A 13,444-nucleotide genomic window follows, 5' to 3' on the forward strand; every position below is an offset into this window, starting at 1 on the left:
TGGCCATTGTAAGGCCGGGGCAGCATGGGCCGGCAGCACCGGCCCGGGCGGGTCAATCCTTGACGATCTGCGGCGAACCCAGGCCCAGACCGGCAATGCGGCCGACAAGTTCCGCGGCACTGGCATGGTCGCTGGCGGGAACGCGCAGGCGGAACAGGGTGCGGCCACCGGCGGCGATGTCGCTGATGGTCGCGCCGACGATGCCGGCGGCGTTGAGCTGGCCCATTGCGCGGGTGGCATTGTCGCGGCTGGAGAAGCTGGCGACCTGCACCATCACCGCGCCCACCACCTGCTGCGACAGGCTGGGGGCCGTCGGTGTGGCCGGCGTCGTACGCGCCGGCGCCGGCGTGACCGCGCGCGGCGCGGCGCTGGCGACGGCAACCGGTGCCACAGGGGCGCTGCGCGCCGGCGGTGCGCTCGGCGGCAGGCTGCTGACCGCCACGTCCGGCACGGCGCTGGCCACGCCCTGGGTGGTGGCCGGCTGGCCACGCGCAGGCATGGCGTCGGTCGGCAGGCGCTTGACCAGGCGATCAATGTCGCTGTCGGCGGTGGCACCCGCAGCCGTTACCGGGCGCGTACTGGCCGCCGCGACAGCCGTTTCGGCGGCACGGCGCTCGCGGCGCGACGGCTTTTGGGCCAGCAGGTTGCTCTCGCCCGGTTGCAGCGCACGCACTTCCACGTTGCCGGTACCGCGCTGGGTGATGCCCAGGCGTACCGCGGCGGCATAACTGAGGTCGACCACGCGACCATCATGGAACGGGCCACGGTCGTTGACGCGCACGATGACCGATTCGCCGTTGTCCAGGTTGGTGACGCGGGCGAAGCTGGGCAGCGGCAGTGTCTTGTGCGCAGCGGTGAACTGGTACATGTCGTAGACCTCGCGGTTGGAGGTCAGGCGGCCGTGGAACTTGGCGCCGTAGTACGACGCCGTACCGCGCTCGACATAGTTGCGGGTGTCGTCGAGCACCTTGTACGACTTGCCCAGCACCACGTACGGCGACTTGTTGCCGATGGCCGAACGCTCTTCGGCGGTCACTTCCGGCTCGGGAATGCAGGCGACGTTGGGAATGTAGTCCGGGGTGCTGTCACGCACGCCTGGCTTGTACAGCCCCCCGGCGGTGTAGTTGCCGCGCGTGTTCGGGTCTTCCTTGGCCGCGGCATAGGGCGAGCCCTCCGGGCAATGCGCCGGGCGCGAGCCGCGACCCTGCACCACCGTGCCGCTGGGCTTGCCACCGTGGCCGGCCGTGGCCGGCTTCTTCGGCGCACTGCTGCAGGCAGCGAGCGCGAGGACGATCAAGCTCGGGACCAGCCATCTGATGTTCATGCCGGGGGCAGCTCCTGTCCGGCGATGGCCTGCGACAACTGGAACACGGCCATCGCGTACATCTTCGAGAGGTTGTAGCGGGTGATCGCGTAGTAATTCTGGAAGCCCAGCCAGTACTGCTTGCCGGTGCTGCCCTCAAGCGTGATCGGCGTTGCGGTGGCGCCCGGCTGCACCGCAGCGCTGGGCTGGTAGCCGCGCTGTGCCAGGTCGGCCAGCGACCAGGTCGGCATCCATTCGGTGGGGTTGAACTCCTCGCGCCCCGGCGCCAGCGTGGCCGGTACGGCCACCTGACCACCACGGACCCAGCCGCCCTTCTTCACGAAATAATTGGCGATGGACGAGAACACATCGTCGTAGCTGGTGAACAGGTCGCGACGGCCATCGCCATTACCGTCCACGGCGTAATCGAGATAGCTGGACGGCATGAACTGGCCCATGCCCATCGCACCGGCATAGCTGCCCTTGAGCGTGGTGATGTCCAGCTTTTCCTCACGGCCCAGCTCGAACAGCTTGGCCAGCTCATCGCGGAAGAACAGCTCGCGGCGCACTTCGCGTTCCAGCTTGGCCGGGTCGCCACTGCGCGGGTAGTAGAACGCCAGCGTGTACAGCGCATCGAGCACGCGGTGGTTGCCGGCATTTTTCCCGTAACTGGTCTCCACGCCGATGATCGCCACGATCACTTCGGCCGGCACGCCGGTGCGCTGCTGCACGCGATCCAGTTCTGCACGATGCTGGGCCAGGAACGCGCGGCCGCCATCGATGCGTGCCTTGCTGATGAACATCGGCCGGTATTCGTTCCACGGTTTGACCCGTTCGGCCGGGCGCGACATGGCGGCGATGATCGGCTGGCGCACCTGCGCCTGGTCGAGCACGCTGCTGATCTGCTCTGGCTTCAGGCCATAGCGCTTGGCCGTATCGGCAACAAAGCGGGCCCGTGCGACCTCGAACGGCACCGGGGTGAGATCGACCGGCGGCGCTGTAGCAGCGGCCGCTTCGGGCGCGGCCTCGGCCGGGCCGTGGGCCTTGGTGGCGGGCTGGCGCGGCGTACTGCTGGCCTGGGGCGGAGACGGTGGGGACTTCGGCTGGGTCGCGCAGGCGACCAGGCCGAGGGTGAGCATGCAGGCCAGAGTGCGTCGAATCATCGTCGCAGGTTAGCAGGTCATGGATGAATTAAAACCCCTAACACCATGAATCACAACGATTTGCCCGCGTTCAGCGGGAAATGTGAAGACGTCGTGATCGAGCTTCCCCATTCAGATAGAGGTGGCCGGTTGCGTCCCCATCCCCGCAGACGCAACCGGCGACCGGATCCGGTCGGTACCTGCGCGGCTGCCGCTCCCCAGTGGCAGTTCCCCGCGCTCCCTGTACCCGTTGGATCAGTACTGCTCCCGCCCGACGCCCCCTCGCGCTGCATCGATTGACGGCGCGCCGTGCCGAACGGGCCGCCATTGTGCAGGCCGATTACGACAAGTCCATTGATCAAGATCAACGCGGTGTAAAAATGTGAACCAGCTAACGTTTTTTGCGGACTTTCGTCGGGGAGCGTGTTGCGTCGCATTGTTGTGAGAACGCTTCCACAACGGGCAATGCGCAGCGCCAGGAAGTCTTCGGCCAACGGCGCCGCCCCTCGGGGGTGGTCGCGAAAAGCGGTTCGCGGGTGGGGCCGGGGAGCTGGGCTGCGCAGGGGGCGCTGCAAGTACGTCCATGTAGCTCGGTCGCCGCATCCATGCGGCTCACGCCCCTGCGCAGCCCAGCTACCCGGCCACGGACAGGTTCCGGGCGCGTTCCCCCATGGAAAAGAAAAGAAAATTCAAAAGCGGGTCGCGGCGCTGCGCTTGCTCGTGAGCCGAGCATGGCTCGGCTCTACAGGAAGCAATGAAGCAACCGGCCAAGCTGCTTTTGCCTTTGATCTTCTTTTTCTTCTCCGTGGATGGAGAACACCCGTGAACTGTCAGCGGCCGGGTGGGTGGGTAGTGCGGGGTGTCCGCGGCATGGATGCCGCGGCCAAGCCCCATGGACGGGTTTACGGCGTCCCCGCACTACTCACCCACCCGGCCAGCCCTCAGCAATCCGGTTATAAGCGACCAACCCAACCACCCACGAGGGGCGGCGCCGTTGGCTGGAAACCCTATCCCCCGTGCACGGGCCGGTGCCCGCGTACCGCCATCACCAACCCGACGCCGGCCAGCAACGAGACAGCGGATGTCCCGCCATAACTGATCAGCGGCATCGGAATGCCCACCACCGGCAGCAGGCCGGAAATCATTCCGCCGTTCACCAGCACGTAGACGAAGAACGCCAGCCCCAGGCTACCGGCCAGCAATCGCGCGTGCGTGTCGCGCGCGTGCACCGCAATCCACAGGCAACGCCCCACCACGAACAGGTACAGCGCGAACAGCGTCGCCACGCCGATCCAGCCGAATTCCTCGGCCAGCACCGAGAACGCGAAGTCGGTGGTGTACTCGGGCAGGAAATCCAGCGTGGCCTGCGTGCCCTGCCCCCAGCCGCGTCCTTGCCAGCCCCCGGAACCGATCGCGATGCGCGATTGCAGGATGTTCCAGCCGGTACCAAGCGGATCGGCCGCCGGGTCGAGGAAGGTCAGCACACGATCCTTCTGGTATTGCCGCAGCAAGCCGAACCACGCCAGGGGGGCAGCCACTGCCAGCCCTGCTGCCCCGGTCGCCAACCAGCCCCAGTGCAGGCCCGCCAGCAACAACGCGAACACGCCACTGGCAGTGACCAACGTGGCGGTGCCGAGGTTGGGCTGCATGAGGATCAGTACCGCCGGCATGCCGATCAGCAGCGCGGCAGTCAATACCGTGCGCGGCGAGGGCGGCAGTGGTTGCCGATGCAGGTACCACGCCACCATCAGCGGCAGGCTGAGCTTGAGCAGCTCGGACGGCTGCAGGTAGAACACGCCGAGGTTCAGCCAGCGCTGCCCGTACTTGCCGGTGCCGATGACGTACACCGCCATCAGCGGCAGCATCGACAGCGCGTAGATCGCAGGAGTCCATGCACGCAATCGCAGCAGCGAAACACGCGACAGCAGCCACATCGCCAACAGCCCACCAGCAAAGCGTGCCGCCTGCCCGGCCACCGGGCCGGACACGCTGTGCAGCACCGCCAGGCCGGCGCCCATCAGGATCAACAACGCGCCCAGCAACGGCAGATCGATCGTGCGCAGCGCCTCACGGCAGCCGCCAAGCAGTCGTTTCCATTTCACGCGGGCACGGTAGCAACGGGTGCTTGCGTGAAGCTGTCATTGTGGTCCTGCGTTTGTAGAGTCGAGCCATGCTCGACTCTACAGAAGCGCGCAGCCGATGTTACCCGTAACCCCCGTGCACCGGGTTGTGGCTGCGCACCGCCATTACCAGGCCGAAACCGGCCAGCAGCGACACCGCCGAAGTACCACCGTAGCTGATCAGCGGCATCGGCACGCCCACCACCGGCAGCAGGCCGGAAATCATCCCGCCATTCACCAGCACGTAGACGAAGAACGCCAGGCCGGTGGCACCAGCCAGCAGGCGCGAATAGGAATCGCGTGACTGGCTGGCGATCCACAGGCAGCGCCCGATCACCACCAGGTACAAAGCCAGCACGGTGGCCACGCCGATCCAGCCGAACTCCTCGCTCAGCACCGAGAACGCGAAGTCGGTGGTCTGCTCGGGAATGAAGTTCAGGTGCGACTGCGAGCCTTCGCCCCAGCCCTTGCCATCGAAGCCGCCGGAACCGATCGCGATCTTCGACTGGATGATGTTCCAGCCGGCGCCCAGCGCGTCCATCTCCGGGTCCAGGAACATCATGATGCGGTCCTTCTGGTACGGCCGCAGCAACCAGAACCAGGCTACCGGCGCAACCGCTGCCACGCCGCCCACGCCCAGCCCAACCCACCACCACGGCAGGCCCGCCAGCAGCAGCACGAACACGCCGCTGGCGGCGATCAGCACGCCGGTACCGAAGTCCGGCTGCAGCATCACCAGGCCGGTGGGTACACCGATGATGATCAAGGCCACGAGCACGGTATTGAAGCGCGGCGGCAGCGGCATCTTGTGCAGGTACCACGCCACCATCATCGGCAGGCTGACCTTCAGCAGCTCGGCCGGCTGCAGGTAGAAGAACTTCAGGTCCAGCCACTGCCGGCCATATTTACCGGTGCCCAGCGCGAACACCGCCAGCAGCGGGATCATCGAGATCGCGTAGATCATCGGCGTGGCCGAGCGGATGCGCAGGATCGGCACCCGCGAGATGCCCCACAGTGCGGCCATGCCCACCGCGAAACGCGCGCCCTGCGCCATCACCAGGCTGTCGCCACCAGCGCTCTTCAGGGTCGCCAGGCCAATCACCATCAGCGCGCCCAGGGCCAGGCACAGCACCCAGTCCAGCGTGCTGAAAAAGCGGCTCAGCATGTCGCCGGCCCAGCGCAGGAACACTCTCATCGTGCGGGCTCCGCAGGGGTCGGGCGGGGCGTGGCTGGCAGCGCGGCGGTCGGCGCACCCGGCTGCGGCGCAGGCGCCGGCTCCGGTGCGGGTGCACCGATCAGCACCGGATGCTCTCCCACCTGTGCAGCGGCGAGGTCACCGGCCTGACGTGCGCCCGCGTCTTCGTTGTCGAACGCGGTGGCGCCGATGGCGGTGGTGCCGCGCTCGCTGTCCAGCGGCTGCATGCCTTCGGGCATCTTGCCCAACAGGTAAGCGTCGAACACCTTGCGCGCAATCGGCGCCGCGGCCGAACCACCATAGCCACCACCTTCCACTGCCACCGCAATTGCGATGACCGGGTTTTCGACCGGCGCGAAGCCAACGAACAGCGCGCGGTGGCGCAGGTGCATCGGCAGGCTCTTCGGGTTCACTGCAGCAGTGCCCTTGCGGCTGATGACCTGTGCGGTACCGGTCTTGCCGGCCATCACGTACGGCGCACCGACCGCTACGCGCCAGCCGCTGCCGCCGGGCCGCATGGTCGCCATCATGCCCTCGCGCACGGCCTGCACGTTGCTGGGGTTGGGGCTGACCGGCTTGCTTTCGCCGGCCGGCATTGCCGTCCAGTCGCTGTCGAAGCCGTCGCGCTGCTGGATCACCAGGTGCGGGGTGCGCAGCTGGCCGTCGGCCAGGCCGCTGACGCCGCGCGCCAGCTGCAGCGGGGTGACCTTCCAGTCACCCTGGCCGATGCTGATGTTGACCGTATCGCCGGGATACCAGGCTTCCTTGCGGGTCTTCCGTTTGTAGGCCGGCGACGGCAGGATGCCGCCGATCTCGCCGGTGAGGTCGATGCCGGTCGGCTGGCCGAAGCCGTAGTACTCCATGTAATGGTCGAAGCGCTCGATGCCCAGGTCCAGCGCCAGCTTGTAGTAATAGGTGTTGACCGATTCGGCGATGGACTTGCGCAGATCCGTCCAGCCGTGGCCGCCACGGTGGGCGTCACCCCAGCCGCGCGAGGTGCCCGGCAGGTAGAACATGCCGGTGGACAGCACCTTGTCTTCCGGGCGGCGCACGCCGGAGTCCAGTCCCGCCAGGCCGATCAGCGGCTTCAGCGTGGAACCGGGAGCGACGCCACCGAGCACCAGGCGGTTGAACTGTGGCCGCGACGGGTTTTCGTTCAAGGCCTTGAAGTCGGCATGGGAAATGCCGTTGACGAACAGGTTGGGGTCGTAGGACGGCAGGCTGACCATCGCCAGCACTTCGCCAGTGCGCGGATCCATCGCCACCGCCGAACCCTCCTGGTCGCCGAACGCGGCCACCATCGCGCGCTGCAGGTCGGCGTCGATCGACAGCCGCAGGTCGGCGCCGGACTGCGCGGCGACGCGGCCGATGGTGCGGATCGCGCGGCCCTGCACGTTGGTCTCAACCTGCTCGTAGCCGACCTTGCCGCGCAGCTGCTGCTCGTAATAGCGCTCCAGGCCGGACTTGCCGATGTGGGTCAGCGCGGCATTGCCTTCGCCGAGGATCTCCAGATCCTTGTCATCAACGCGGCCGACGTAGCCGATGATGTGCGCGAACAGGTCGCCATAGGGATAGCGCCGGGTCAGGTAGGGTTCGAGCTCGACGCCGGGGAAACGCCAGCGGTCGACGGCGAAGCGCGCCATCTCCTCGTCGCTCATGCGCAGCTTCAGCGTGACCGGCAGGAACTTGCGGCGCGCCTTGCGCGACTTGTTGAACGCTTCCAGCTCTTCCGGGCTGATGCTGATGATCTTCGCCAGCCCTTCCAGGGTGGCCTCCATGTCCTTGACCTTGTCCGGGGTCACGTCCAGGCGGAACGCCGGCACGTTCTCGGCCAGCAGGCGGCCATTGCGGTCGTAGATCATGCCGCGCCCGGGCACCACCGGCCGCGGCTTGATGCGGTTGGCTTCCGAGCGCGTGGCATAGACGTCGTGGTCCAGCACCTGCAGCTTGAAGTACCAGCCGCCCAGCCCCAGCAGGCAGACCAGCACGCCCAGGAAACCGAGCGCCGCGCGACGGCGGAACTGCTCGGCTTCGGCGTGCGGGTTCTTGACCTGGCGGCGCGGGATCATGGCTCAGCGCCCGCGCTTGCCGAAGCGCACCGCGTCCAGCAGCACGAACACCAGCGGCCACAGGCCCATGCCCAGCAGCGGCGCCCACCAGTACGACCACGGCAGCGTTGGCTCATCCACCACGATGTGCACCAGTGCGCTGACGATGCGGTCGTTGAACAGCAGGCCGCCGATGGCCAGCATCTGCTGCGACATCGGGAAGAAGCGGATGCGCGCGCGGAAGCGCTGCAGGATGAAGGCCAGCATCACCAGCCGCAGTGCCTGTTCGCCGAGGACACCGCCGTACAGCAGGTCGGCGATGACGCCGCTGGCGAAGGCGATGCCCAGGCCGACGCGCTCGGGCGCTTCGATGACCCAGTACGCCAGCACCAGCGCCAGCCAGTACGGGCGCAGCGGCTGCAGCAGCGCCGGCAGCGGCAGCAGGCCCAGCAGCAGCGCCACCACCAGGCTGGCCGGCAGCACCCACGGGTTGTCGCGCAGGCGGCTCATCGCTGGCCCTCCGGCGCGGTCGGTTGCCGGCCAGCGGCCGGCACTACCGTAGCGCCGGCTGGGGTGGAGCCCCCTTGTTGTTCAAGGGGGCGCGCCAACGGCGCGGGGTTAAGGGAGGATGCGGGGGCAACAGTCCTCGTTTGCGACGAGGGCTGTTGCCGGCCAGCGGCCGGCACTACCGGGGACCCGGCGGGTGGAGAGCCCCCCTCTTGTTGAGGGGGGCGCGCCAACGGCGCGGGGGTAAGGGAGGATGCGCGGGCCGGTTGCGCCGAAGGTGCAGTCGGCTGCGGTTCGCTGGCCGCAGGCAAGCGAATCGCCGCGCCCGGGCGCAGCAGCAGCACGTCGCGGCCGCGGTCGAGCTGTGCGGCCGGCTTCAGTTCGCCGACCAGGAACGCATGGGTGTCGTCCGGGCGCAGGCCGGTGATGGTGCCGACCGGGAAGCCGGCCGGGAAACGCCCACCAAGACCGGAGGTGACGATCTCATCGCCCACTTCCACCCCGGCGCTGAGCGGAATATCGCGCAGCTCCAGCGTGTCGCCGCGGCCGTAGACGATCAGGCGCACGCCGTTGCGGGCCACGGTGACCGGCACCGCGTGGTCGGGATCGGTCAGCAGCAGCACGGTGGAGGTGCCGCCGGTCACGCTGATCACCTGCCCCATCAGGCCGCCGGCGTCGATCACCGCCTGGCCGACGTGCACGCCCTCGCGGCTGCCTGCGTCGAGCACCAGGCGCTGCTTCACCGGGTCCAGGTCGATGTCCAGGATCGGCGCCAGCTGCACGTCCAGGCCACTGCGCTCGGCCACGTTCAGCAGTTCGCGCAGCTGGGCGTTGTCCAGCGCGGCGGTCTGCAGGCGGGTCAGGCGCGCGTTGGCCAGCAGCAGCTGGTTGCGCAGCTCACGGTTTTCGGCGACCAGCTGGGTATGGCTGGCGGCGGAATCCTTGACCTGGTTGCCGAGCTTGCCGGGCAGGCCAGCCAGTGCCCACACCGGCTGTACCAGGCTGTTGGCCTGCTCGCGCAGGCGTGCCAGCCAGCCGGCCTGGTCATCGAGCACGATCAGGGTGATGGCCAACGCGAGATAGGCCAGCAACCGCAGGGGACTGGCGGCATCACCGGATCGGGAGGCGACGGGAGGACCGGCGTAGGGCGGCACGGCAACGATTCAACTGGCAGAAGGCGGAAGGGAAACACGCGGGCGCCCCGCCGGTGCCGGCCCGCCATCACGGCGGGCCGCACCCCGGAAGGGCGCGGCGGGCAGGAACGGCCGGGACGGCTTATTCCGGCGCAAAGAACTCGTTGCCGTGCATGTCCACCAGCTCCAGCGCACGGCCGCCACCGCGGGCCACGCAGGTCAGCGGATCGTCGGCCACCTGCACGTGCAGGCCGGTCTCCTCGGAGATCAGGCGGTCCAGGTCGCGCAGCAGGGCGCCACCACCAGTCAGCACGATGCCGCGCTCGGCGACGTCGGCGCACAGTTCCGGCGGGGTCTGCTCCAGCGCCAGCTTGACCGCGCTGACGATGCCCGACAGCGGCTCGTGCAGGGCCTCGAGCACTTCGTTGGAGCTGATCTTGATCATCTTCGGCACGCCCTCGGCGAGGTTGCGGCCGGAGATTTCCATCTCGATCACTTCCGCCTGCGGGTAGGCGCAGCCCAGCTCGACCTTGATGCGCTCGGCGGTGGCTTCACCGATCAGCATGCCGTGGTTGCGGCGCACGTAGTTGGTGATGGACTCGTCGAAGCGGTCGCCGCCGATGCGGACCGAGGCCGAATAGACGATGCCGTTGAGCGAGATGACCGCCACTTCGGTGGTGCCGCCGCCGATGTCGATGACCATCGAGCCACGGGCTTCGGTGACCGGCATGCCGGCGCCGATCGCGGCGGCCATCGGTTCTTCGATCAGGAACACGTCACGGGCACCGGCTTCCTCGGCCGATTCCTTGATCGCGCGGCGCTCGACCTGGGTCGAGCCGGCCGGCACGCAGACCAGGACGCGCGGGCTCGGGCGCAGCACGCGCGACTTGTGCACCTTCTTGATGAAGTGCTTGAGCATCGCCTCGGTATAGGTGAAGTCGGCGATGACGCCGTCCTTCATCGGGCGGATGGTGGTGATGTGGCCCGGGGTACGGCCCAGCATCTGCTTGGCTTCGGCGCCGACGGCTGCCACCGAGCGGGTGCCACCGATGGCACGGTCCTGGCGCACGGCCACGACCGACGGCTCGTTCAGCACGATCCCCTGCCCGCGCACGTAGATGAGGGTGTTGGCCGTGCCCAGGTCGATGGACAGGTCGTTGGAGAACATGCCACGGAGTTTCTTGAACATCTGAGGAAGGAGTCCTGAGGGGTGTCGTGCCCGCCGCGGGATGGCGAAAAAATGGGCAGAAATCGAGGCCGACAAGCCTAGCAACCCGCCTGCCGCCGAGCAAGGAAAAAACTAGCTGAACCCGCGTCTTCACAGGCTTTCGGCCTGATCGGGTCTCACCCGGTTCTGGCCCTGAGCGGCACCAGCGGGTAACCTTTGCGCCGTCGGGCGCCCAAGGGCGCCGTTTGCTTGCCCGCTGAACCGGGCCGGCCCACCCCAAAATTCACCGCATAGGCTTACATCGATGTCCGCTCTGATCTGTGGTTCTCTTGCCTTCGACACCATCATGGTGTTTCCGGACCAGTTCAAGAATCACATCCTGCCGGACAAGGTGCACATCCTGAACGTGTCCTTCCTGGTGCCGCGCATGCGCCGCGAGTTCGGCGGCTGCGCAGGCAACATCGCCTACAACCTGCACCTGCTGGGCGGCCAGCCGATCCCGATGGGCACCGTGGGTTCGGACTTCGGCCCGTACCGCGAATACTTCGAAGGCCTGGGCATCGACCTGTCGCGCGTGCGCGTGATCGATGAGCTGTTCACCCCGCAGGCGTTCATCACCACCGACCACGACAACAACCAGATCACCGCCTTCCACCCGGGCGCGATGATGCGTTCCTACGAGAACCACGTGCGTGGGGTGCCGGGCGTGACCCTGGGCCTGGTCGGCCCGGACGGCCGCGAAGGCATGATCCAGAACGCGCAGGAATTCCACGAAGACGGCATCCCGTTCATCTTCGACCCGGGCCAGGCCATGCCGCTGTTCAACGGCCCGGAACTGCGCGCCTTCATCGAGCAGGCCGACTACGTGGTGGTCAACGACTACGAGTCGAACCTGCTGCAGGAGCGCACCGGCTGGGACGAAAAGGAGATCGTCAGCCGGGTCAAGGCCTACATCACCACCCGTGGCCCGAAAGGCGCGGTCATCCACACCCCGGAAAAGAGCTATGACATCCCGCCGGCGCACGAGCGCCGCGTGGTCGACCCGACCGGCTGTGGCGACGCCTTCCGCGCCGGCCTGATCTACGGCATCCAGAAAGGCTACGACTGGCTGACCATCGGCCGCATGGGCAACCTGATGGGCGCGCTGAAGGTCGAGCATCCGGGCACGCAGAACCAGCGCTTCACCTTCGATGAGTTCAACGAGCAGTTCAAGCAGCAGTTCGGTTACGCGCTAAGCGCGTAAACCGAACTGCCCGCACATCTGATCGGTGGGTGTCGACCTTGGTCGACACTGCCGGCCAGCGGCCGGCACTACCGGAACCTCCGACTGACACGTGGCCTGCTCTCTGTAGAGCCGAGCCATGCTCGGCTTGCGCGCGCCAGCGCGATCTGACCGGAGAGCAGCCGAGCGTGGGCTCGGCTCTACATCATCAGGCGCCCTGCCAGGCAGCCAACAAGGCGCGGCAATCGGCGAAATGCCAGTCGGCACGGCCCGGCCACGGATTTTCCGGCAGGTTGACCAGCACGGTGTGCGTGCCTGCGGCACGGCCGCACTCCAGGTCATAGGCGTGGTCGCCGACCATCACCGCCTGCGCAGGCCCGATGCCCCATCGCCGGAGATGCTGCTGCAGCCCCTCCGGCGAGGGCTTGGGCACCGCTTCATCGCGACCAATGATGTCGGCATCGTCGAACAACGCCCCGACCCCGATCGCCTCCAGCGTCAGCTTCGCCAGCGCATGATCATTGCGGGTCAGGATGCCCAGCCGGCACCCGGCCGCCGCCAGCGCGCGCAGCAGCTTCACCGCACCCGGTGCCGGCAGTGCGTCCTCGGCCAGCGCGCGCTCATGATCCAGCAACCACTCACGCTTGGCCTGCGCCGGCGCATCCGGCAACGCCGCGATATGGTCGAGGATGTCTTCCTCGGCCGTAATCTGCAATGCGCGGCGGATCGCGGCGAAATCATGCACGGCCACAGTCAGCGTGCCATCCATGTCGAACACCCAGTGCCGGATCGCGGACAACGCGTGCACTGCGCTGCCCGCCGCCCCCGTCACTGCCACCACTGCGGCATGCGGCTGGCGTCGACGCCACCCGTTTCGAACACCGCCGTGCGGGTGCCGCCGGCCTTGACCGGGAACTCGATGCTGATCGACCTGCCCTTGCGCGCCAGCTTCCACAGCGCCTTCTGGTCGGTGATGAACAGGGCGATGGCCTCATCGGTCTTTGGGCGCCAGGCCGCCATCGACACCGGCTTGCCATCGTCCACGGTCACCTTCACCGTGCACTGCGGGCAGCGGAAATCGCCAGCCTGCAGCACCAGGTAGGCGTGCCGCTTCCACTCCGGATGATCGCGGAACACCAGCTGCACCGGCTTGGCACCACTGCCGTCCACGTCCACCCGTTCCTTGCTGTAGATCGACGCCGAGACCTGGCTGCCCTTGCTGCCGACCGGAATCTGGTTGTACTGCCACAGCCCCTGCATGCGGCGCAGGTCGCGCGCGGCATCGCCCTTGGCCTTTACTTCATCGAAACCGGCGGCGATGCGCTCGGCGGCGGCGGTGTCCTTGTACTGGTCCAGCAGCGAGGCACCATGCAGGCGCGCGCGTTCCCAGTCCTGCGCGGCCACAGCCATGTCGTACTGCTTGGCGACGTCCTCGGCCTTGCCTTCCTTCTGCGCCTGCACGGCGGCCGCGGCGGCTTCCTGCGCCTTGCGTTCCTCTTCCGGGTTGCTGCAGGCGGCCAGGGCCAGGGTGCAGACGGTGAGCAGGATCAGTCGTTTCATGGCGGAGGTCCTTTGCGAGTGCATCCCGATTCTATCGGCAGCGAAA

Annotated in this window: 11 protein-coding genes; 1 reads left to right on the top strand and 10 read right to left on the bottom strand. The window is 67.6% G+C overall.

The features are described 5' to 3' along the window. Positions 1-52: 52 nt before the first annotated feature. The 8 genes from AB839_RS12980 to AB839_RS13015 all read right to left on the bottom strand — a co-directional run bounded on the left by AB839_RS12980 (position 53) and on the right by AB839_RS13015 (position 10,637). The gene (locus tag AB839_RS12980) at positions 53-1,324 is read right to left on the bottom strand and encodes a septal ring lytic transglycosylase RlpA family protein (RefSeq protein ID WP_061479686.1); all 1,272 of its coding nucleotides are present in this window, start codon (positions 1,322-1,324) and stop codon (positions 53-55) included. Beyond that, positions 1,321-2,466 (bottom strand): lytic murein transglycosylase B, encoded by a 1,146-nt coding sequence (mltB, locus tag AB839_RS12985; RefSeq protein WP_061479687.1) that lies wholly within the window; start codon positions 2,464-2,466, stop codon positions 1,321-1,323. Before mltB ends, AB839_RS12980 begins: the two co-directional genes overlap by 4 nt. A 986-nt stretch (positions 2,467-3,452) precedes the next feature. Continuing rightward, positions 3,453-4,547, bottom strand: coding sequence for a rod shape-determining protein RodA (gene rodA / locus AB839_RS12990; protein ID WP_061479688.1), 1,095 nt, complete (start codon positions 4,545-4,547; stop codon positions 3,453-3,455). A 100-nt stretch (positions 4,548-4,647) separates the two neighbouring features. Then, a complete protein-coding gene (gene rodA / locus AB839_RS12995) occupies positions 4,648-5,760 on the bottom strand; it encodes a rod shape-determining protein RodA (RefSeq protein ID WP_061479689.1) in 1,113 nt (370 codons plus the stop codon). After that, on the bottom strand, positions 5,757-7,829 hold the full coding sequence (gene mrdA, locus AB839_RS13000) for a penicillin-binding protein 2 (protein ID WP_061479690.1): 2,073 nt from the start codon (positions 7,827-7,829) through the stop codon (positions 5,757-5,759). The genes rodA (AB839_RS12995) and mrdA overlap by 4 nt, the downstream gene beginning before the upstream one ends. A gap of 3 nt (positions 7,830-7,832) precedes the next feature. Continuing rightward, the gene (gene mreD, locus AB839_RS13005; protein WP_006392642.1) at positions 7,833-8,318 is read right to left on the bottom strand and encodes a rod shape-determining protein MreD; all 486 of its coding nucleotides are present in this window, start codon (positions 8,316-8,318) and stop codon (positions 7,833-7,835) included. Then, positions 8,315-9,469, bottom strand: coding sequence for a rod shape-determining protein MreC (gene mreC, locus AB839_RS13010; RefSeq protein WP_061479691.1), 1,155 nt, complete (start codon positions 9,467-9,469; stop codon positions 8,315-8,317). Before mreC ends, mreD begins: the two co-directional genes overlap by 4 nt. Positions 9,470-9,590: 121 nt before the next feature. After that, the gene (locus tag AB839_RS13015) at positions 9,591-10,637 is read right to left on the bottom strand and encodes a rod shape-determining protein (RefSeq protein WP_005419402.1); all 1,047 of its coding nucleotides are present in this window, start codon (positions 10,635-10,637) and stop codon (positions 9,591-9,593) included. 283 nt (positions 10,638-10,920) lie between these two features. On the opposite strand from AB839_RS13015, the gene AB839_RS13020 reads away from it, so the two are divergent. After that, entirely contained in the window at positions 10,921-11,859 is a 939-nt protein-coding gene (locus tag AB839_RS13020) for a carbohydrate kinase family protein (RefSeq protein ID WP_061479692.1), read from the top strand. Positions 11,860-12,046: 187 nt separating this feature from the next. Here AB839_RS13020 and AB839_RS13025 read toward each other — a convergent pair whose 3' ends face one another. Then, on the bottom strand, positions 12,047-12,679 hold the full coding sequence (locus AB839_RS13025; protein WP_061479693.1) for an HAD family hydrolase: 633 nt from the start codon (positions 12,677-12,679) through the stop codon (positions 12,047-12,049). After that, positions 12,667-13,398, bottom strand: a complete 732-nt coding sequence (locus AB839_RS13030; protein ID WP_061479694.1) for a hypothetical protein — start codon at positions 13,396-13,398, stop codon at positions 12,667-12,669. The genes AB839_RS13025 and AB839_RS13030 overlap by 13 nt, the downstream gene beginning before the upstream one ends. Positions 13,399-13,444 lie beyond the last annotated feature (46 nt).

The sequence above is a fragment of the Stenotrophomonas sp. DDT-1 genome, from assembly GCF_001580555.1.
Classification (GTDB): domain Bacteria; phylum Pseudomonadota; class Gammaproteobacteria; order Xanthomonadales; family Xanthomonadaceae; genus Stenotrophomonas; species Stenotrophomonas sepilia.

Coding starts and splice junctions, on each gene's coding strand:
- AB839_RS12980 (WP_061479686.1), bottom strand. CDS start 1,324: ATGAACATCAGATGGCTGGTCCCGAGCTTGATCGTCCTCGCGCTCGCT.
- mltB (WP_061479687.1), bottom strand. CDS start 2,466: ATGATTCGACGCACTCTGGCCTGCATGCTCACCCTCGGCCTGGTCGCC.
- rodA (WP_061479689.1), bottom strand. CDS start 5,760: ATGAGAGTGTTCCTGCGCTGGGCCGGCGACATGCTGAGCCGCTTTTTC.
- mrdA (WP_061479690.1), bottom strand. CDS start 7,829: ATGATCCCGCGCCGCCAGGTCAAGAACCCGCACGCCGAAGCCGAGCAG.
- mreD (WP_006392642.1), bottom strand. CDS start 8,318: ATGAGCCGCCTGCGCGACAACCCGTGGGTGCTGCCGGCCAGCCTGGTG.
- AB839_RS13015 (WP_005419402.1), bottom strand. CDS start 10,637: ATGTTCAAGAAACTCCGTGGCATGTTCTCCAACGACCTGTCCATCGAC.
- AB839_RS13020 (WP_061479692.1), top strand. CDS start 10,921: ATGTCCGCTCTGATCTGTGGTTCTCTTGCCTTCGACACCATCATGGTG.
- AB839_RS13030 (WP_061479694.1), bottom strand. CDS start 13,398: ATGAAACGACTGATCCTGCTCACCGTCTGCACCCTGGCCCTGGCCGCC.